Origin of the sequence: Nonomuraea sp. JJY05, assembly GCF_043496855.1 — a bacterium.
Lineage (GTDB): Bacteria > Actinomycetota > Actinomycetes > Streptosporangiales > Streptosporangiaceae > Nonomuraea.
This window is the reverse complement of the sequence record NZ_JBIEIS010000035.1, coordinates 1-19,345: the sequence shown is the minus strand read 5'-3', so window position 1 is coordinate 19,345 and position 19,345 is coordinate 1. Positions and strand designations below refer to the sequence as shown.

General features: G+C 71.5%; 17 protein-coding genes and 1 pseudogene. 11 read left to right on the top strand and 7 right to left on the bottom strand.

Going from position 1 to position 19,345, the window contains the following annotated elements:
• Nucleotides 1-185 precede the first annotated feature (185 nt).
• Nucleotides 186-1,181: a heme A synthase gene (locus tag ACFKCF_RS41880; RefSeq protein ID WP_394500908.1), complete on the top strand. Its 996-nt coding sequence runs from the start codon at nt 186-188 to the stop codon at nt 1,179-1,181.
• A 62-nt stretch (nt 1,182-1,243) separates the two neighbouring features.
• Entirely contained in the window at nt 1,244-1,951 is a 708-nt protein-coding gene (locus tag ACFKCF_RS41875; protein WP_394500907.1) for a vancomycin high temperature exclusion protein, read from the top strand.
• Here the strand turns inward: ACFKCF_RS41875 and ACFKCF_RS41870 are convergent.
• Nucleotides 1,927-3,117 (bottom strand): PrsW family intramembrane metalloprotease, encoded by a 1,191-nt coding sequence (locus ACFKCF_RS41870; protein WP_394500906.1) that lies wholly within the window; start codon nt 3,115-3,117, stop codon nt 1,927-1,929. The genes ACFKCF_RS41875 and ACFKCF_RS41870 overlap by 25 nt on opposite strands.
• A gap of 82 nt (nt 3,118-3,199) precedes the next feature.
• Nucleotides 3,200-4,144 (bottom strand): heme o synthase, encoded by a 945-nt coding sequence (locus tag ACFKCF_RS41865; RefSeq protein WP_394500905.1) that lies wholly within the window; start codon nt 4,142-4,144, stop codon nt 3,200-3,202.
• 326 nt (nt 4,145-4,470) lie between these two features.
• Here ACFKCF_RS41865 and tkt point away from each other — a divergent pair, with 326 nt between their 5' ends.
• The 6 genes from tkt to pgl all read left to right on the top strand — a co-directional run bounded on the left by tkt (nt 4,471) and on the right by pgl (nt 12,608).
• Nucleotides 4,471-6,501: a transketolase gene (tkt, locus tag ACFKCF_RS41860; protein WP_394501016.1), complete on the top strand. Its 2,031-nt coding sequence runs from the start codon at nt 4,471-4,473 to the stop codon at nt 6,499-6,501.
• A gap of 7 nt (nt 6,502-6,508) precedes the next feature.
• The gene (gene tal / locus ACFKCF_RS41855; protein ID WP_394500904.1) at nt 6,509-7,600 is read left to right on the top strand and encodes a transaldolase; all 1,092 of its coding nucleotides are present in this window, start codon (nt 6,509-6,511) and stop codon (nt 7,598-7,600) included.
• Nucleotides 7,600-9,213 carry a glucose-6-phosphate isomerase gene (locus ACFKCF_RS41850; protein ID WP_394501015.1) on the top strand — a complete coding sequence of 538 codons (1,614 nt, stop codon included), beginning with the start codon at nt 7,600-7,602 and terminating at the stop codon, nt 9,211-9,213. Before tal ends, ACFKCF_RS41850 begins: the two co-directional genes overlap by 1 nt.
• A gap of 1 nt (nt 9,214) precedes the next feature.
• On the top strand, nt 9,215-10,816 hold the full coding sequence (gene zwf / locus ACFKCF_RS41845) for a glucose-6-phosphate dehydrogenase (protein ID WP_394500903.1): 1,602 nt from the start codon (nt 9,215-9,217) through the stop codon (nt 10,814-10,816).
• A 70-nt stretch (nt 10,817-10,886) separates the two neighbouring features.
• On the top strand, nt 10,887-11,801 hold the full coding sequence (locus ACFKCF_RS41840) for a glucose-6-phosphate dehydrogenase assembly protein OpcA (protein ID WP_394500902.1): 915 nt from the start codon (nt 10,887-10,889) through the stop codon (nt 11,799-11,801).
• A 33-nt stretch (nt 11,802-11,834) separates the two neighbouring features.
• Nucleotides 11,835-12,608: a 6-phosphogluconolactonase gene (pgl, locus tag ACFKCF_RS41835; protein ID WP_394500901.1), complete on the top strand. Its 774-nt coding sequence runs from the start codon at nt 11,835-11,837 to the stop codon at nt 12,606-12,608.
• A 98-nt stretch (nt 12,609-12,706) separates the two neighbouring features.
• Here pgl and add read toward each other — a convergent pair whose 3' ends face one another.
• On the bottom strand, nt 12,707-13,720 hold the full coding sequence (gene add, locus ACFKCF_RS41830; protein ID WP_394500900.1) for an adenosine deaminase: 1,014 nt from the start codon (nt 13,718-13,720) through the stop codon (nt 12,707-12,709).
• Nucleotides 13,721-13,819: 99 nt separating this feature from the next.
• On the opposite strand from add, the gene ACFKCF_RS41825 reads away from it, so the two are divergent.
• The gene (locus ACFKCF_RS41825; protein ID WP_394500899.1) at nt 13,820-14,566 is read left to right on the top strand and encodes a class I SAM-dependent methyltransferase; all 747 of its coding nucleotides are present in this window, start codon (nt 13,820-13,822) and stop codon (nt 14,564-14,566) included.
• Here the strand turns inward: ACFKCF_RS41825 and ACFKCF_RS41820 are convergent.
• The 3 genes from ACFKCF_RS41820 to ACFKCF_RS41810 all read right to left on the bottom strand — a co-directional run bounded on the left by ACFKCF_RS41820 (nt 14,555) and on the right by ACFKCF_RS41810 (nt 16,911).
• Nucleotides 14,555-15,130: a TetR/AcrR family transcriptional regulator gene (locus ACFKCF_RS41820; RefSeq protein ID WP_394500898.1), complete on the bottom strand. Its 576-nt coding sequence runs from the start codon at nt 15,128-15,130 to the stop codon at nt 14,555-14,557. The two genes, ACFKCF_RS41825 and ACFKCF_RS41820, sit on opposite strands and share 12 nt — an antisense overlap.
• Nucleotides 15,131-15,141: 11 nt before the next feature.
• On the bottom strand, nt 15,142-16,011 hold the full coding sequence (locus ACFKCF_RS41815; protein ID WP_394500897.1) for an oxidoreductase: 870 nt from the start codon (nt 16,009-16,011) through the stop codon (nt 15,142-15,144).
• Nucleotides 16,012-16,101: 90 nt separating this feature from the next.
• Entirely contained in the window at nt 16,102-16,911 is an 810-nt protein-coding gene (locus ACFKCF_RS41810; protein ID WP_394500896.1) for a hypothetical protein, read from the bottom strand.
• A 73-nt stretch (nt 16,912-16,984) separates the two neighbouring features.
• Here ACFKCF_RS41810 and ACFKCF_RS41805 point away from each other — a divergent pair.
• A pseudogene (locus tag ACFKCF_RS41805) lies at nt 16,985-17,396 on the top strand (Clp protease N-terminal domain-containing protein); the annotation flags it as partial.
• Between the two features lie 179 nt (nt 17,397-17,575).
• On the opposite strand, the gene ACFKCF_RS41800 reads toward ACFKCF_RS41805, so the two are convergent.
• Nucleotides 17,576-18,595: a GNAT family N-acetyltransferase gene (locus tag ACFKCF_RS41800; RefSeq protein ID WP_394500895.1), complete on the bottom strand. Its 1,020-nt coding sequence runs from the start codon at nt 18,593-18,595 to the stop codon at nt 17,576-17,578.
• 516 nt (nt 18,596-19,111) lie between these two features.
• Between ACFKCF_RS41800 and ACFKCF_RS41795 the strand changes: the two genes are divergently transcribed.
• A partial coding sequence (locus tag ACFKCF_RS41795; RefSeq protein WP_394500894.1) for a hypothetical protein occupies nt 19,112-19,345 on the top strand: 234 nt, incomplete at its 3' end.

Genomic DNA, 19,345 nt, shown 5'->3' with positions numbered 1-19,345 from the left:
TCGGCGCCACCCGCCTTTCGGCGCCCGGCCCGCGCCTTGGGTGAGGCCCGTGGGAGGACGGTGGCAGGGGCGCCGCCGTGGGGCGTCATCGCCGTCGCGGCGCGCGGTAGTTCCGTGGTCCGGGCCGGTCACGGGCGGGGTGACCGGTGGTGGGACCGGGTGGGTGGGCCCGTACCATCGATGGCGTGAAGCTACCCACGGACCACCCCAACCGCCACGTGCTCCGCCTGCTCTCCTTCTGGGCGCCCACGACGCAGTCGATGCGGGCCTGGGCGATGGCGTCCGTGGTGGTCAACGCGGGCATCGCGGTGACGGGCGCGGGCGTTCGCGTCACCGGTTCCGGGCTGGGCTGCCCGACCTGGCCCAAGTGCACGCCCGACAGCTTCATCCCGGTCGCGCACCCCGAGGTGTCGATGCTCAACATGCTCGTCGAGTTCGGCAACCGGCTGCTGACGTTCCTGGTGCTGGCGGTCGGCGTGGCGTGCGTGGTGGCGGCGTTCCGGCTGGCCCCGCGCAGGCGCTCGCTCATGAGGCTGGCGCTGCTGCAGCCGGCGGGCGTCATGGCCCAGGCGCTGTGGGGCGGCCTGGTGGTCAACACGATGCTCAACCCGTTCACGGTGGGCATGCACTTCCTCATCTCCACCGGCCTGATCGCCGCCTGCTGGATGCTGTACGCCCGCGCGGGCGAGGGCGACGGCCCGGCCCGGCGGGTGACCCACCGCGACATCCGCCGGCTCGGCCACGCGCTGCTCGCTGCGGTGTTCGCGCTGCTGGTGGTCGGGGTCGGGGTGAGCGGCACGGGCCCGCACTCGGGCGACGAGATGGCCTCCCGCTTCGACCTCGACATCGAGGCGGTGGCCCGGCTGCACGCCGACGTCGCCTACCTCGTGGTGGGGCTGACGTTCGCGCTGCTGTTCGCCCTGCACGTGAGCAATGCGCCGCGGCCCGCCCGGCGGGCGGCGCTGGCGCTGCTGGCCGTGGAGCTGGGCCAGGGCGTGATCGGCTACACGCAGTACTTCCTGGCCGTGCCCGCCGCGCTGGTGCTGCTGCACGTGCTCGGCTCCACGCTGGTCTGGATCGCCGCGCTCAGGGTGGTCACCTCGCTGCGCACCCGCACCCCGCAGACCGCCCCCGCCGGCCACTCCCCCGCCGAAGCCGCCGGAGCACCCGCCGTCGTCTGAGTGGATATGCCAGGGTATGAGGGGATCGGTCCGCCACTCCCCCGCCCCCTGGAGGGTGTGATTTGTCACTGAAAGTCCGCCCCACTCGGAAGGCCCTGCGGCGCGCGTACCAGGCTCTGGTGCTGGTCAGCGTGCTCTGCCTGGCGCCCATGACGTGGGCCTGGCTCGGCAGCTCGGCGCACCGGGTGACGGCCGTGGGCGACGACTGGCTCGGGCGCGTGCCCACGGCGCAGGCCGCGCTGGTGCTGGGCGCCGGCCTGTACGGCACGCAGCCCACCCCGATGCTGGCCCACCGGCTCGACATCGCCGCCGAGCTCTACCGGGCGGGCAGGGTGCGGGCGCTGCTGCTGTCGGGCGACAACAGCCGCAAGGAGTACGACGAGCCGACGGCCATGCGCGACTACCTGCTCCGCAGGGGCGTGCCGGACCGGGTGATGGTCCTGGACTACGCGGGCTTCGACACGTGGGACTCGTGCGTGCGGGCGCGCAAGGTCTTCGGGGCGCGGCAGGTGACGGTCGTGACGCAGGAGTTCCACCTGCCCAGGGCCGTGACGCTGTGCCGGACGGCCGGTCTCGAGGCGTTCGGGGTGGGTGACGACTCCACCAGGGACTTCGCCGCGCCCACGTACGCCTACGCCACCCGCGAGCTGCTCGCCACCGCCAAGGCCTTCGCCGACGCGATGGTGCTCCACTCCGACCCGGTCTATCCGGGCCCGCGCGAGGTCTCCCTGACGAACCTCCTGGCTCAGCCCGGCGCGCCGGGGGCATAGCCGGGCGGCGGGGGGTCCCCCGCCACCGACCTGGCGTGCGCCGTCGGCACCGGGAAGTCCGCCCGGGCCGTGCTCATGCACTCCAGCAGCGCCCGCTGCTCCTCGTGGAAGCCCTGCTCGTCGATCATGTGGCGGGCCGCCCGCTCGTGCAGCAGGCCCAGCTCGGTGGCGGCCAGCTGGTAGTCGCGCATGGCGCGCAGCCCGCGCTTGCCGCCGTGGGCCCGGGCCCACTGCCTGGCCTGGCGCCTCCTGGGGAAGGTCGACAGCATGTAGATGTCGGCCTGGGTGACCAGCTTGGTCGGCTCGTACGGCGGCAGGTAGCGCTGGATGAGGGCCACGATGCGCCGCCGGTCCTTGAACACCACGCCGATGAGCACGATCAGCACGGCCAGCAGCGCCAGGTAGGCCACCACGAGCCCGGGGAAGCCGCCGTAGGAGGCCAGGCCGTTCCACAGGCCGTGCAGGATCATCGCGCCCGACCAGCCCGCCAGGATGTAGAAGACCCGCTCGGGGCCGCCGCGCTGGGCGGCGTAGGCGACGGCGACGCCGATCATCGAGCTGAACAGCGGGTGGGCCAGCGGCGACAGGATGCCGCGCAGCACCACGGTGACCGCCAGCCCCTTGACGCCGGAGTTGGACAGGGCGGCCAGGTAGTAGCTGACGTTCTCGCTCATGGCGAAGCCGAGCCCGACCATGCTGGCGTAGATGATGCCGTCGGTGGGTCCGTCGAGCTCGGCCCTGCGGAACCTGAGCAGCCCGAGCAGCACCAGCCCCTTCATCGTCTCCTCCACCACGGGCGCGCCGAAGGTGGCCGCGACGTTGCGGGCGCTGGCCTCCGACAGCTTGGCGGTGTCGATGATGTAGTGCAGGTTGAGGTAGTTGATCAGACCGGCGACCAGCACCGCGACGCCCGCCCCCCACGCGAAGGCGAAGATCAGGTTGCTGCGCGGCTCCGGCTCCATCCGGTCGAGCGCCAGCACGGCCGCCAGCAGCAGCGGCACCGGCGCGAGCGCCAGCATGAGCGCGATGAAGAACTGCACCGGAGCGCCGTTGATCACGTCGAAGGAGAACGAGACCAGGGCGCAGACTCCGGTGAGGACGAGCCCGATGATCAACGCGAATGACGGGCGGTCCTTCAACACCCAGCGTGGATCACGGGTCGCCATACGGTGACTTTAACGGATCAGAGGGCCGGGGTCCGTGCCGGTCAAGACAGCGTCACCGTCCGGACACGCGGCCGCATGGCGGTCAGGCCAGCAGCGGGTCGATGGCCACGGCCAGGAACAGCAGCGCCAGGTAGGCGTTGGACCAGTGGAAGAAGCGCATGGGGCGCAGGTCGACGCCGCTCTTGCCGGCGTTGAGCCGGGCCAGCAGGCGGTGGACCTCCCACAGGCACATGGCGCCGAGGGCGGCGGCCACGATCGGGTAGAACAGCGTGGTGCCGGCCACCGGCCACAGCGCCAGCGAGCACAGCACGGTCGCCCACGTGTAGGCGATCGACTCCAGGATCACCCGCCGCTCGGTGGCCACGACCGGCAGCATGGGCACCTTGGCCGCCGCGTAGTCCTCCTTGTAGCGCATGGCCAGCGTCCAGGTGTGCGGCGGGGTCCAGAAGAACACCACGCCGAACAGCACCAGCGGCGCCCAGTCGAGCCGCTCGGTGATGCCCGCCCAGCCGATCATCACCGGCATGCAGCCCGCGATGCCGCCCCACACGATGTTCTGGGCCGTACGGCGCTTCAGGATCATCGAGTAGACCAGCACGTAGAACAGGATCGCCCCGGTGGACAGCATCGCGGCCAGCCAGTTGGTGGTCACCCAGAGGCCCACCAGGGACAGCACGCCGAGCACGATGCCGAAGATCAGCGCGCCCCGCGGCGACACCTGGTGCCTGGCCAGCGGCCTGCGGCGGGTGCGGCGCATCTTCTGGTCGATGTCGCGATCCACGTAGCAGTTGAGCGCGTTGGCGCTGCCCGCCGATAGGGTGCCGAACACCATGACCGAGATCGACGTCCACAGCGGCGGCAGGCCGCCCGCCGCCAGGAACATCACCGGCAGCGTCGTGATCAGCAGCAGCTCGATGATCCGCGGCTTGGTGAGCGCGATGTAGGCCTTGACGATCATACCGATCGAGCGCGGCCCCTCCACCTGCGGAGATCGGGCCGTCGCCTGCCTGTTGGTCAGCACCGTCAAGGCGCTTCCAGCCTGTGCGGAGTCAACGCGTAACCTCTGATTAGAGCGGATCCATGGGTGGGCGCCGTGACGCCCCTGCGAACAAACAAACTGTAGTCGCAGGGGCGGCCGGTCCGGCCAATGGGGGGCTTGCGCCGCACATGGACACGTGCGGGTGGGATGGGAATCGTTCGCCAGCTCCACTCGGTTAGGGTCCCGTGTGGGCGGGATAGCCAATCAATGACAACTAGATTCCGGAGATCGAGCACTTGAGCACCGAACTCGTGCCAGCCCTCGAATGGACCGACCTGGACAAGCAGGCGGTCGACGTCGTTCGAGCCCTGGCGATGGACGCAGTGGAGAAGGCGGGCTCGGGTCATCCCGGCACCGCCATGAGCCTGGCTCCCGCCGCATACCTGCTGTTCCAGCGTGTGATGCGTCACGACCCGACCGATCCCAAGTGGGCCGGGCGCGACCGTTTCGTGCTGTCGTGCGGGCACTCGAGCCTGACGCTCTACATCCAGCTTTACCTGTCCGGCTACGGCCTCACGCTCGACGACCTTCGCCGGCTGCGCCAGTGGGACAGCCTGACGCCGGGCCACCCCGAGTACGGCCACACGGCGGGCGTGGAGACGACCACGGGCCCGCTCGGCCAGGGCCTGGGCAACGCGGTCGGCATGGCGATGGCGGCCCGCCGCGAGCGGGGCCTGTTCGACCCCGACACCGAGGCCGGCGGCTCGCCGTTCGACCACCACATCTGGTGCATGGTCAGCGACGGTGACATCGAGGAGGGCATCAGCCACGAGGCCAGCTCCCTCGCCGGCCACCAGAAGCTGGGCAACCTCATCGTCGTGTGGGACGACAACCAGATCTCCATCGAGGACGACACGCTGATCGCCAAGTCCGAGGACGTGGTCAAGCGTTACGAGGCCTACGGCTGGCACACCCAGAGCGTCGACTGGACCGAGACCGGCGAGTACGCCGAGGACGTCCAGGCGCTCTACGACGCGCTGCAGGCCGCCAAGGCGGAGACCGACCGGCCGTCGTTCATCCGGCTGCGCACGATCATCGGCTGGCCGGCCCCGAACAAGAAGAACACCGGCAAGATCCACGGCTCGGCCCTGGGCGAGGCGGAGGTCGCCGCCACCAAGGAAGTCCTCGGCATGGACCCGGCCAAGACGTTCGACGTCCCGGCCGCGGTGCTCGAGCACGCCCGCGGCGTCGCCCAGCGAGGCCGCTCCGAGCACGCCGAGTGGGACAAGGGCTACTCCGAGTGGCGGCTGGCCAACCCCGAGCGGGCCGAGGAGTTCGACCGCATCTCCCAGCGCGAGCTGCCCAACGGCTGGGCCAGGGCGCTGCCGTCGTTCGAGGCGGGCGCGTCGATCTCGACCCGCAAGGCCTCCGGCGACGTGCTCAGCGCGCTGGCGCCGGTGCTGCCGGAGCTGTGGGGTGGCTCGGCCGACCTGGCCGAGTCGAACAACACCACGATGAAGGGCGAGCCGTCCTTCATCCCCGAGGAGTTCCAGACCAAGGAGTTCCCCGGCAACCGCTACGGCCGCACGCTGCACTTCGGCATCCGCGAGCACGCCATGGGCGCCATCCTCAACGGCATCGCCCTGCACGGCGGCACCCGCCCGTACGGCGGCACCTTCCTGGTCTTCTCCGACTACATGCGCCCCTCGGTGCGCCTGGCCGCGCTGATGAAGCTGCCGGTCACGTACGTGTGGACGCACGACTCCATCGGCCTCGGCGAGGACGGCCCCACCCACCAGCCGATCGAGCACCTTTGGGCGCTGCGCGCGATCCCCGGCCTCGACGTGGTGCGCCCGGCCGACGCCAACGAGACCGCCTACGCCTGGAAGGCCGTGCTCAAGCACACCGACCGGCCCGCGGCCCTCGCGCTGACCAGGCAGAACCTGCCGGTCGTCGAGGGCACCAACGCCGAGGGCGTGGCCCGCGGCGGCTACATCCTGCGCGAGGCCTCCGACGGCCAGCCCAAGGTCATCCTCATCGCCACCGGCAGCGAGGTGGAGATCGCGCTGGCGGGCCGCGAGCTGCTGGAGGGCAAGGGCATCCCGACGCGGGTCGTGTCGATGCCGTGTGTCGAATGGTTCAAGGGGCAGGACATCGCATATAGGCAGACGGTTCTGCCTTCGTCGATCCGGGCTCGGGTCGCGGTCGAGGCCGGCATCGCGCTCGGCTGGCACGAGTTCGTCGGAGAATGCGGCGAAGTGGTCGGTCTCGAACACTTCGGCGCCTCCGCCCCGTACAAGACTTTGTACGAGCTGTTCGGGCTGACGGCGGAGCGCGTGGCGGCGGCGGCACATGCGAGCCTGGCCAAGCTTGGTCAGGAAAAGGGCGAGACGACGGGAAACTGAAGAGAAGATGAGCGAGATCCTCAAGAACCTGTCCGGCCAGGGCGTTGCCATCTGGCTCGACGACATCAGCCGTGAGCGGCTGCGCACCGGCAACCTGGAGCAGCTGATCCGCGAGAAGAACGTCGTCGGGGTGACCTCCAACCCGACGATCTTCGCCAACGCGCTCAGCAAGGGTGACGCCTACTCCTCCCAGCTCCACGACCTCGCCGTACGCGGCGTGGACGTGGGCGAGGCCGTGCGCGCCATCACCACCTACGACATCCGCTGGGCCGCCGACGTGCTGCGCCCCGTCTTCGACGCCACGGGCGGCGTGGACGGCCGCGTGTCGCTGGAGGTGGACCCGCGCCTGGCCCGCGAGACCGAGAAGACGGTCGCCGAGGCCCGGGCGCTGTGGTGGATGGTCGACAGGCCCAACCTGTTCATCAAGATCCCGGCCACGGTCGAGGGTCTGCCCGCGATCACGCAGGCGCTCTCGGAGGGCATCAGCGTCAACGTCACGCTGATCTTCTCCCTCGAGCGCTACCGCGCGGTCATGGACGCCTGGCTCGCCGGCCTCGAGGCGGCGCAGGCCAAGGGCCTCAACCTGGCCTCGATCGAGTCGGTGGCCTCGTTCTTCGTCAGCCGCGTCGACACCGAGATCGACAAGCGGCTCGACAAGGTGGGCAAGCCGGAGCTGAAGGGCAAGGCGGGCATCGCCAACGCGCGCCTGGCGTACGCGGCCTACGAGGACGTGATGAACTCCGAGCGCTGGCAGCGCCTGCGCTCGGCGGGCGCCCGTCCGCAGCGGCCGCTGTGGGCCTCGACCGGCGTCAAGAACCCCGACTACTCCGACACCATGTACGTCGACCAGCTCGTCGCCCCCGGCACCGTCAACACGATGCCGGAGAAGACGCTCGACGCCACGGCCGACCACGCCAAGGTCACCGGCGACACGGTCCGCCCCTTCTACGAGCAGGCCTGGAACACCATGGCCGCGCTCAAGGAGGCCGGCATCGACTACGACGACGTGGTGAAGGCGCTGGAGGACGAGGGCGTCGAGAAGTTCGAGGCGTCCTGGAACGAGCTGCTCGAGAGCGTCACCAAGAACCTGGTTCCGTGATGGAAGTGTCCTACCGCGAGGAGGGAGTGGCCTCGGCCGCTTCCTCCGTCGCGGGGCGCCTCGTCGCCGACGGCGTGCCCGCGCGGCTCGCCGCCGGCGACCCCCCACTGTGGGGTGAGGACGCCGAGCGGGAGGCGGCGGTCAGGCTCGGCTGGCTGACCCTGCCCCGCTACTCTCGCGAGCTGCTGCCCGTGCTGGGCGGGCTCGTCGAGCGGGCCCGCGCCGCGGGCCTGACGAACGTGGTGCTGGCCGGGATGGGCGGCTCGTCGCTGGCGGCGGAGGTCATCTGCGCGACCGCCGACGTGCCGCTCACCGTGCTGGACACGACCGACCCGGGGCAGGTGCGGCGCGCGCTGGCCGAGCAGTTCGACGCCACGGTGGTGGTCGTGTCCGGCAAGAGCGGCTCGACCGTGGAGACCGACTCCCTGCTGCGGATCTACGAGCAGCTGTTCACGGACGCGGGCCTGGACCCCGCCGGCCGCGTCGTGGTCGTCACCGACCCGGGCTCGCCGCTGGACAAGCGGGCCGTGGAGGCCGGTTACGACCTGGTGCTCGCCCAGCCGGACGTCGGCGGCCGGTTCTCGGCGCTGTCGGCGTTCGGGCTGGTGCCCAGCGCGCTGGCGGGCGCCGACGTGGCGCGGCTGCTGGACGAGGCCGGCGAGGTGCTGCCGCTGCTGTCGCGCGACACCGGCAACCCGGGGCTCGACCTGGGTGCCGCGCTCGGCGGCGCGGCGCTGGCCGGGCGCGACAAGCTGCTGCTGGAGGACCAGCTCTCGGCCATCACCGGCCTGCCCGACTGGATCGAGCAGCTCGTGGCCGAGTCCACCGGCAAGCAGGGCAGGGGGATCCTGCCCGTCGTGGGCGCCGACCCCAACGAGAGCGGCGACGAGCTGGTCGTCGCCATCGAGACCGACGTCGGGGACGTGCGCGTGGACGGGCCGCTGGGCGCGCAGTTCCTGGTCTGGGAGTACGCCACCGCCCTCGCGGGGCTGCTCCTGGAGATCAACCCGTTCGACCAGCCGAACGTGGCCGAGTCGAAGGAGAACACCGCGGCGCTGCTGGCCCTGCCCGACCTGCCGGTCGGCGCGCCGTCGTTCGTGGACGGGCCCGTCGAGGTGTACGGCGCGGCCACGGCCAGGGACCTGCCCGGGCTGTTCGCCGAGGTGCTCAACGCGATACCGGCGGACGGCTATCTGTCGATCACGGCCTTTCTGGACCGGCTGGCGGCCTTCGACGCCCCGGTGCCCGACGGGGCCGACTTCGAGCAGATGACCGACGCCTGGATGATGGCCGATCCGGCGACGCTGCGGGCGCTGCTCGCGCTGCGCACGAACCGGCCGGTGACGTTCGGGTGGGGGCCACGCTTCCTGCACTCGACGGGGCAATACCACAAGGGCGGGCCGCAGAACGGGGTGTTCCTGCAGATCACCGGGGCGGTGGCCGAGGACGTGGCGGTCCCCGGCCGGCCGTACACGCTGGGGCGGCTGCAGCTGGCCCAGGCGCTCGGCGATCTGGGGGCGCTGGAGACCCGCGGACGGCCCGCCGTACGACTGCATTTGACCGATCGCGCGGCGGGTGTCGCGCGTTTGCTCGCAGCAGCACAGGAGGCTTGACATGACTGACCCGGCAGCACCCGTGGAGGAGGCCCACACCGCTGCGGCCGCCGTCGCGGGCACCGCCACCACCGAGGAGGTGGCCGCCGCCAACCCGCTGCGCGATCCGCGCGACAAGCGGCTGCCGCGGGTTGCGGGACCGTGCGTGATGGTGTTGTTCGGCGTGACGGGTGACCTGGCCAAGCGCAAGCTGTTGCCGGCGATTTACGACCTGGGCAACCGGGGGCTGCTGCCGCCCGGCTTCTCGCTGGTCGGCTTCGCCCGGCGCGATTGGAAAGACCAGGATTTCGCCCAGCTGACGCACGACGCCGTCAAGGCGCACGCCCGGACGCCCTTCCGTGAGGAGGTCTGGAAGCAGATCCGCGAGGGCATCCACTTCGTGCCCGGCGAGTTCTCCGACGACGGGGCGTTCGACGCGCTGGCCATGGCGCTGGCGGAGATCGACGAGACCCGGGGCACGGGCGGAAACTACGCGTTCTACCTGTCGGTGCCGCCGAAGTTCTTCCCCGTGGTGGTGGAGCAGCTCAAGCGGACCGGGCTGGCCGACGCGCCCGACGGGTCGTGGCGCCGCGTGGTCATCGAGAAGCCTTTCGGGCACGACCTCAAGTCGGCCCACGAGCTGAACGAGATCACCAACTCGGCCTTCCCGGAGAGCTCGATCTTCCGGATCGACCACTACCTGGGCAAGGAGACCGTCCAGAACATCATGGCGCTGCGGTTCGCCAACAACCTCTACGAGCCCATCTGGAACCGCGGCTTCGTCGACCACGTGCAGATCACGATGGCCGAGGACATCGGCATCGGCGGGCGCGCGGGCTACTACGACGGCATCGGCGCGGCCCGCGACGTCATCCAGAACCACCTGCTCCAGCTCCTCGCGCTGGTCGCCATGGAGGACCCGACCTCGTTCGACGCCTCGGCGCTGCGCCGGGAGAAGGAGAAGGTGCTCAAGGCCGTGCGGCTGCCGGGCAACCTGGCGCTGAACACCGCGCGGGGCCAGTACTCCGCCGGCTGGCAGGGCGGCGAGAAGGTGGTCGGCTACCTGCAGGAGGACGGCATCTCGGCCGAGTCCACGACCGAGACGTACGCGGCCGTCAAGCTGGAGATCGCCAACCGCCGCTGGGCGGGCGTGCCCTTCTACCTGCGCACCGGCAAGCGGCTGGGCCGCCGGGTGACGGAGGTGGCCGTGGTCTTCCAGCGGGCGCCGCACCTGCCCTTCAGCAAGGACGACACCGAGATCCTGGGCCAGAACGCGCTGGTGGTGCGCGTCCAGCCGGACGAGGGCATCACCGTGCGGTTCGGCTCGAAGGTGCCGGGGACCGCCATGGAGGTCCGGGACGTCTCCATGGACTTCGCCTACGGCGAGTCGTTCCTGGAGTCGTCTCCCGAGGCGTACGAGCGGCTGCTGCTCGACGTGATGATCGGCGACCCGCCGCTCTTCCCGCACCAGCGGGAGGTCGAGCTGTCGTGGAAGATCCTCGACCCGATCGAGGAGTTCTGGGCCACGCAGGGGCAGCCCGAGCCTTACGAGTCCGGTTCGTGGGGGCCGCCGTCGGCCGACGCGATGATGGCCCGCGACGGCCGCGTCTGGAGGAGACTCTAGTGATCGAGCGCAGCGAGAGAACAATCGGACACAGCACGACAGTCGTCGCCGGTCCGACGAAGGAGGACTCGTGACGACCTTCATGCTGTCGGACACGACGGCGGGGAAGATCTCGGCGCAGTTCATGCATCTGCGCCACCAGATGGGCGCGCCCGCCATCGGCATGGTGCTGACGCTCGTGGTGGTCTGCGAGGAGCGCCACCAGTACGACGCGCTGCGCGCGGCCACCGACGCGGCCCGCGAGCACCCGTCGCGCATCATCGTCGTGATCAACCGCGAGGTCGACGAGCCGATCAGGCTGGACGCGGAGCTGCGCATCGGCGAGTCCACGCCGGGCGAGGTCGTGGTCCTGCGCCTGTACGGCGAGCTGACCCAGCACGCCGACTCCGTGGTCAGCCCGCTCCTGCTGCCCGACACGCCGGTCGTGGTGTGGTGGCCGGGCGCGGCGCCCGACGTCCCGGCCAAGGACGCGGTCGGCGCCCTCGCGCAGCGCCGGATCACCGACGCCAGGGGATTCGACGACGGCGGCGTCAAGTCGCTGGTGACCAGGGCCAAGGGATACTCCCGCGGCGACACCGACCTGTCCTGGGCCCGGCTGACGCCGTGGCGCAGCCTGCTGGCGGCCGCGTTCGACCAGCCGGTGGGCAAGGTCCGCAAGGGCGTGGTGGAGGCCTCTCCGGGCAACCCGAGCGCGCCGCTGCTGGCCTCCTGGCTGTCGGACCGGCTCGGCGCCCCGGTCAAGGTCGTCGACTCCTCCGGTCCCGGGCTGACGGCCGTGCGCCTGCAGCTCAACGACGGCGAGCTGACCGTGGTGCGGCACGACGCCCGCCTGGCCACGCTGTCCCGCCCGGGCCAGCCCGACAGGAACGTGGCCCTGACCCGGCGCCAGACCGCCGAGCTGATGGCGGAGGAGCTGCGCAGGCTCGACCCCGATGAGATCTACGAGGCCGCGGTCAAGCGGTTCGCACGCACGTACAAGGGATGACTTGGGACCGCAGTGGCTGAGAAAGTAGTACCTGTGAGCGTTCCCAGCGTGGTCGTCCATCGCGATGCCGACGTCCTGGCCAAGGCGGTGGCGGCCCGGATCATCACCCGCCTGGTCGACGTGCAGTCGGCCAAGGGCTCGGCCTCTCTCGTGCTCACGGGCGGCACGGTCGGCATCGCCACGCTGGCGGCGATCGCCGCGACCCCCGCCCGTGACGCCGTCGACTGGCGCCGGCTGGACATCTGGTGGGGCGACGAGCGCTTCGTGCCCTCCGGCGACAAGGAACGCAACGAGACCGGCGCCCGCGAGGCCCTGCTCGACCACGTCGACGTCAACCCGGAGCGGGTCCACGTCATGCTCGGCCCCGACTCGGGCCTGACGGCCGAGGAGTCGGCCGAGTCCTACGCGGCCGAGCTGCGCAGGGCGGCCCGGCCGGAGGACCACGGTCCCGTGCCCGGCTTCGACGTGATGCTGCTCGGCATGGGGCCCGACTCGCACGTGGCGTCGCTGTTTCCGGGCATGCCCGCGCTGTACGACACGCGCGCGGTGGTGGCCGTCCACGGCGCGCCGAAACCGCCGCCGACCCGCATCTCGCTGACGCTGCCCGCCATCCAGGCCTCGCGCGAGGTCTGGGTGGTGGCGGCCGGTGAGGAGAAGTCGGGAGCCGTCCGGCTGGCTCTGTCGGAGTCCGGGCACGTCCAGGTGCCCGCGTCGGGTGCCAGAGGGCGGGCGCGGACCCTGTTCCTGCTGGACCGGGCGGCGGCGAGCAAGATCCCGCCGGAGCTCGGGCGCATCTCGTCCCCCTGAGGCCGGTCCTGATTTCTGGGCCCTGATTTCTGGGCCCTGGTTCTGGGCCCTGATGCCGGACAGGGCGGGGGCCGCGTGGTTCCCGCCCTGTGGCGTCCCTATCCGGCCAGGGCGTCGATCTCCTCGATCAGCGCCTGCTTGCGCTCCTCGGCCAGGTACGACGCCCGCACGCCGTTCCTGGCCAGCTGGGCCAGCTCCGGCTTGCCGAAGCCGAAGGCCCGGGCCGCGGCCCGGTACTCGTCGGCCAGCGTCGTGGCGAACATGGGCGGGTCGTCGCTGTTCAGCGTCACGTACAGGCCCTCCTCCAGCATCCTCGGCAGCGGGTGCCCGGCGAGGTCGGCGACCTGGCCGGTGCAGACGTTGGAGGTCGGGCAGACGTCCAGCGGGAGCTGGGTGTCGCGCAGGTGGGCGACCAGGCGCGGGTCGGCGAGGCAGCTGATGCCGTGGCCGATGCGCTCGGCGCCGTAGCCCTCGATGACCTCCCAGATCGTCTCGGGGCCGGACATCTCGCCGCCGTGCGGGACGCTGTGGAGGCCGGCGGCGCGGGCGGCCGAGAACGCGGAGCGGTACGCGTCCCGATATTTCGGGCGCTCCTGCTCGATGCCGCCGATCCCGAAACCTACCAGCGCGGCGGGAGGTTCCTGGAGGGCGTGCTCGACGGTCACCTTGGCGGCCTCCTCGCCGTACTCGCCGGGGATGTCGAAGATGTAGGCCATCTCCACCCCGTGCTCGGCCAGCGAGCGGGCGGCGGCCAGGTCGAGGGCCTGCGTCACCTCGCGCATGGGCATGCCGACGATGTGGTGGGCGTACGGGGTCACCTGGAGTTCCGCGTAGCGGGCGCCCTGCGGGGCCAGGTCGCGCGCCAGGCCGAGGACGAGGGTCGCCACGTCCTCCGGCTCCCTGACGAGCGCGTTGACGGCCCGGTACACCTGGGCGAAGTGCGGGAAGTCGCGGAAGGTGTAGAAGCGGCGCAGCTCCTCCTCGGTGGTGGGGACCGTGCTGCCGGGGTGGCGGCGGGCGAGCTCGAGCACGGTGGGGACCGAGGCCGAGCCGATCAGGTGCACGTGGAGCTCGACCTTGGGCAGCGCGTCGATGAAGGCGTCGATGGTCATGGCGACGACCATATGAGCGATATTTCCCGAAAAAATAGCCTTCATGGGGAAATCTCACAGAAGAATGTCAGGTTCGGCGGCTGGGATAGGGTGGAGGTCGTGACCAACGCCGAAGCGTACGATCGCGGCTTCGCCCAGCTGAGCTCCCACACCGTCGGCCCCCTCCTCGAGCGGGCGTGCGCGCCCCGCCTGCTCGACGTCGGCTGCGGCACCGGCGTGGTCACCGCGGCGGCGCTCGCGTTGGGCGCCGAGGTCACGGCCGTGGACGCCGATCCCGGCATGCTGGAGCTGGCCGCCCGCCGCCATCCGTACGCGACGATCCGGCAGGCCGCGCTGCCCGACCTCCCCTTCGACGACGGGGAATTTGACGCCATAGCCGGAAATTTCGTCATCAATCATGTGCCCGACACGGCCGGGGCGCTCAAGGAGCTCCACCGCGTGCTGCGCCCGGGCGGCACCATCGCCCTGACCTGGTGGAAGTCCGACGAGATGACCGCCACCAACGTCTTCACCGACGCCATCGCCGCCGCCGGGGTCCCCTACGAGCCGCCGGCCCGGCCGTTCACCGGCAACGACACGCCGGCCCGCTTCACGGAGCTGCTGGAGGCGGCCGGCTTCGAGGCGGCGGCCGTCGACCCGGTGCGCTGGCGCCATCGGGTCGACCTCGCCACCTGGTGGGACGACATCGTGCAGACGGCCGGCCCGCGCTTCGCGATGATCGCCAGGCAGCCGCCGGAGACCGTCGAGCGGATCAGGGCCTGCTACACCCGGCTGGCGGCCCCGTACGAGCGGGAGGGCTTCCCCGTGTGCGCCTACCTGGCGCACGCCGTCCGGTCAGGTCTTTGACCAGGCGGTCACCAGCGGCATCAGCACCCCGTCGACGGACTCGGCCACGAACTCCGGCCCGAACGGCGGCCCCGCGAAGATCATCCGATGCCAGACCAGCGCCTCGGCGAGCGTGAAGAGCCGTCCGGCGTCGACGGGCCCGGACAGCTCCCCGCGCTGCGCGGCCCGCTCCAGCAGGGCTTGCACGTCGTCGAGGTCCTTCGTGGGCATGTGCGCGCGCAGCGTGCGCGCCAGCTCCTGGTTGGACACCAGCGTCGAGGACAGGCCGATGACGAGCGTGTGCTTGCGCTCCACCGTCTGGCACAGCCCGCGGAAGATGGAGACCAGGTCGCCGCGGAGCGACCCGGTGTCCTCGCCCGCGGGCGCGTCCATGTCGAAGCGCCGGCAGATGACGTCGACCACCAGCTCGGGCTTGCCCGCCCAGCGCCGGTAGATGGTGGCCTTGCTGGCCCGGGCCCGCTTGGCGATCTGGTCGACCGACATCCGGTCGTAGCCGACCTCGGACAGCAGTTCCATCGTGGCGTCGAGAATGGCCCTGTCGCGATCAGGGTCTAGTGGAGCCACGCACACGTCCTTCAGCTGTAGGCGATCTCATCGAATCGTACGCCCGTCAGTTCCGTGGACACGTCCCAGAGCCGTATGGCGTCGGCTTCCGACCGCGCCCTCTCCGACGGGGTGAGGCGCTTGAGCGTGGGGCCGATGAACTCGCCGCCGCGGACGTCCGGCGAGGTCGCGGCGTAGAGCGAGGACACCGCCCCGGCCGCCGCCGACTTGAAGAAAAGGCCCATGAGGGGCTGTAGCGGCCCGAGCTTGACGATGTTCGTGGCGGTGGTGCCCGGGTGGGTGGCGACGCTGATGAGGGCCTTACCGGCCTTCTCGGCGCGCCGCTGGAGCTCCAGGGTGAAGAGCAGGTTGGCGAGCTTGGAGCGTCCGTACGCGCCGAAGCGGCTGTAGCCGCGCTCCAGGCCGAGATTGTCGAAGTCGATCCGGCCCATGGCGTGCGCGTCGCTGGAGACGTTCACCACGCGGGCGGCGGGGGCGGCCAGCAGGAGCGGCAGCAGCAGGCCCGTGAGCGCGAAGTGGCCCAGGTGGTTGGTGCCGAACTGCATCTCGAAGCCGTCCTTGGTCTCCTGGCGGGAGATCATTCCGATGGCCGCGTTGTTGACCAGCAGGTCGAGCCTGTCGACTCCCTCGGCGAACCGCCTGACCGAGGCCAGGTCCGCGAGGTCGAGCCGGCCGTACTCGACCTGGCCGCCGGGCACCGCCCGCAGGATCTCCTCGACGGTCGCCTCCCCCTTCTCGGGCGAGCGCGCGGCGACGATGACGCGGGCGCCGTGCCTGGCCAGCTCCAGCGCGGTGGGACGGCCGATGCCGCTGTTGGCGCCGGTCACGATGGCGGTCTTGCCGGTCAGGTCGGGGATGGAGTCGGGGGTCCAGCCAGTCATCGCCACTCCTCGGGTCTAGGTGCACGAATCGCCAACTGCCACGAGCCGCTGAGCTCGTTAGTGTACGAAACCGTTTCGTACACCGCCACCCTAGCCCAATCTCCGGCGCGCGTGCCGCTCCTCGCGCCGGGCGACTCCCAGCCGCTGCTCGCTCTCGGTGAGCCTCTTGCGGGCCTTGGCCAGCTTCCGCTCCAGCACCGCCACCCGCTCGGCGCGCTCGTCGCGCTCCCGCTGGGCGGATTCCAGCGCCGCCTGCCACTCCCGGTGCGCGGCCTCGGCCTCCTCGCGCTCCTTGGCCCTCCTGGCCTCGGCCTCCTCGCGCTTCCTGGCCTCGTCCTCGCGCTTCCTGGCCTCGTCCTCAGGTTTCCTGGTCCCGCCCTCAGGTTTCCTGGCCTCGTCCCCGGGCGACGGTCGCTTGGCGGGCCGCTCGCGCGGGACGGGGGCCGGGGCGAAGCCGCTGTAGCTGAGCGGCCTGACCAGGCAGCCGCGGCGCACCTGCCCGGCCGCGTCGGCATCCACGATGGCGGACTCCAGCGTCTGGTCCACCTCGGCCGCCGCCGCGGGCGACAGGCCGCTCTCCTGCCTGACGAGCCTGCCCAGCTTGCCCATGACGCCGGCGCGGCGCCGGGTCAGCTCGGCCAGCGCGTCGGCGTCCTGCTCCTGCCAGGCCGCGCGCAGCCGTTCCCCCACGTCGAGCAGCTCGGCCAGCTCGTCGGGGTGCTCGCGGACGACCCGGTTCACGGCCCAGGCCGACACCGTGGGCTTGCGGAGCTTCGCTATCTCGCGGGCGAGCCCCGCCTCACCCGCGTCCTTGGCCGCGCGGGCCTCGGCCTCGCGCGCGGCGGTGAACTCGGACGGCGGCAGCGCGTAGAGCCGGCCGGCGACCTCGTCAAGATCCACACTGGACAAATACCCCACATCCGCTGGTTTGTAGCGCATAGTGGAGGCAGTGGCAGTCGAACGGAGGCCCCCCGTGTTCGAACGCTTCACCGACCGTGCGCGACGGGTCGTCGTCCTCGCCCAGGAGGAGGCGCGGATGATGAGCCACAACTACATCGGCACGGAGCACATCCTGCTCGGCCTGATCCACGAGGGCGAGGGGCTGGCCTCACTGGTGCTCGACGGCTGTGGCGTGGAGCTCGACCACGTACGCGCCTTCGTCGAACGGGAGGTGGGCCACGGCGCCAAGTCGCCCAGCGGGCACATCCCCTTCACGCCGCGCGCCAAGAAGGTCCTGGAGCTGTCACTGCGCGAGGCCCTGCAGCTGCGCCACAACTACATCGGCACCGAGCACATCCTGCTCGGCCTGATCAGGGAGGGTGAGGGGCTGGCGGCCCAGGCGCTCGTGGACGCGGGCGCGGACCTGGCGGACGTACGGCAGCGCCTGCTCGACCGCGTGGGCCGCGGCTCCAAGGAGCGGCCGAGCGAGATGTTCTTCGCCGGCGGCTCCGTGCTGGGCGAGCGGCTCACCCGCATCGAGGAGAGCCTGGAGCGCATCGAACGTCACCTGGGCATCCAGCCGCAGGCCGGCAAGCCGTCGGAAGAGCCGCCGCGCGAAGAGGGCCTAGGCTGAGACCATCGTGCCGACCGGCAGCCTGCCCTCCATCACCCCGGGGTCCTCGGTGTAGCCGAGCGTGGCGCCCAACGAGAGCAGCAACCTGCGCATCCTGGCGTTGTCGGACAGCAGGGTGGCCTTGACCTCGGCGTACCCCAGGTCGCGGGCGCTCCTCACGAGCATCCTGGCCATCGCCGTGCCCAGACCGAGCCCCTGCCAGCGGTCCTCGACCAGGAAGGCCATCTCCGCGATGCCCGGGTCGGGGGTGAACATGAGGTTGGCCATCGCCACGACCTGCCCGTCGTGCCCGGCGACCAGCGAAAATCCCCTGCTCCTGTCGCACAGCCGGTCGAACGTGCGCGCCGGCAGCGCGGGCATCGAGGTGAAGTAGCGGAACCGGCGCGACTCGGGCGAGCACCTGTCGTGCAGGTCGCGCACGGCCTCGCGGTAGATCGAGGTGAGCGGCCGGACCGTGACCTCGACGCCGTCGGAGAGCTTGATCGCGCGCTCGGCGGCGCCCGCCTCCGCGGGCTGGGCAAGCCGGGCGAAGGAGGCCGCCCTGGCCGCCTCGGTCAGCGTGAACGGCAGCTCCGCGCGGCGAAGCCGGACCGCCCGCCTGGGGGCCACGGGGACGACGAGCTGGGTCGGGTCGGGAAGATCACTCACCGCTTCACCATAGATCCACCTGGCGTCGTCCGCGCGCAGCAGCTCGGCCAGGAGCTCGGGCAGCCGCCACGGCATGGAACGCAGCCTGGAGGCCAGCAGCAGCGCCCTGGTGGGCTCGTCGGTCAGCTCGTGGGCGGTGGCGGGGACCACCTGGACGCGGCGGCCGCCGGCCGCCTCCAGCGCCTCGCGCACCGTCTCGGGGCCGGCGGGGATGTCGGCGACGAACTCGTCCACGGTGCCGTCCGCGTCGGACTGCACGCTCAGGCCGAGGATGTTGCCGCCCCTGGCCGCCAGGGCCGCGGCGAGTGAGGCCAGCCGGCCGGGTCGCTCGTCCACCGTGGTGCGGATGCGCAAGAATGCCATGGCTTGAGCATGCCTGGCAGCTGTTACACAACCGCTAACGATGTGTTTCATCGCGCGTTTCATCGCGATTTATGCCTATATATCCCTCCGCCCCCCGGGCACATTCACCCGTCATGGCCACCCGCCCGACACGGGACCGAGGCCGCGCGCCCGCGATCCGCGCCGCCGCCCGAGCGGCCCGCAGGCTCTCGACCCCGTCAAGGCCGGACGCCCAGGTACGAGCGCCTCTCGGCCCCATCAAGGCCGCGAGCCAGGTACGAGCGCCCCTCGGCCCCATCAAGGCCGCGAGCCAGGTACGAGCGCCCCTCGGCCCCGAACCCCGTCAAGACCGGGAACCGGCCACAAGCGCCCCTCGACCCCGTCAAGGCCGCGAGCCGGGCACGAGCGGCCCCCGCCCGGACCGCCTCAAGACCGAAGCCAGGCATAACCGCCCGTCCGACCCGAACCCCCAGGCCAAAGGCCAGACACAACCGCCCCTCCGGCCCGAACCCCGCAAGGCCGGGAGTCGAAGGCCGTGTGGTCGGCGGCGAACGTCGGGACGGCCGCAGCCAGTCGCTCCACGGGCAGGGCCTGGCCGCGCGCCGGCGCCGCTTCCGCGTACGCGGGCCGACCCGGCCCCTGAGCGCGGGCGAAGACCCCGGAGGGCCCACGGCGGACCGGTCTCCACCGCCGAGCACGACCTCCATGGCCGCCGATCGCGCGGCGACGGTGCCGGACTTCGACAAGCCGCACGAGGCGCCGGCGCCGGCG

Coding starts and splice junctions, on each gene's coding strand:
- ACFKCF_RS41870 (WP_394500906.1), bottom strand. CDS start 3,117: ATGGCGACCCGTGATCCACGCTGGGTGTTGAAGGACCGCCCGTCATTC.
- tkt (WP_394501016.1), top strand. CDS start 4,471: ATGGACGCAGTGGAGAAGGCGGGCTCGGGTCATCCCGGCACCGCCATG.
- tal (WP_394500904.1), top strand. CDS start 6,509: ATGAGCGAGATCCTCAAGAACCTGTCCGGCCAGGGCGTTGCCATCTGG.
- ACFKCF_RS41850 (WP_394501015.1), top strand. CDS start 7,600: ATGGAAGTGTCCTACCGCGAGGAGGGAGTGGCCTCGGCCGCTTCCTCC.
- zwf (WP_394500903.1), top strand. CDS start 9,215: ATGACTGACCCGGCAGCACCCGTGGAGGAGGCCCACACCGCTGCGGCC.
- add (WP_394500900.1), bottom strand. CDS start 13,720: ATGACCATCGACGCCTTCATCGACGCGCTGCCCAAGGTCGAGCTCCAC.
- ACFKCF_RS41815 (WP_394500897.1), bottom strand. CDS start 16,011: ATGACTGGCTGGACCCCCGACTCCATCCCCGACCTGACCGGCAAGACC.
- ACFKCF_RS41800 (WP_394500895.1), bottom strand. CDS start 18,595: ATGGCATTCTTGCGCATCCGCACCACGGTGGACGAGCGACCCGGCCGG.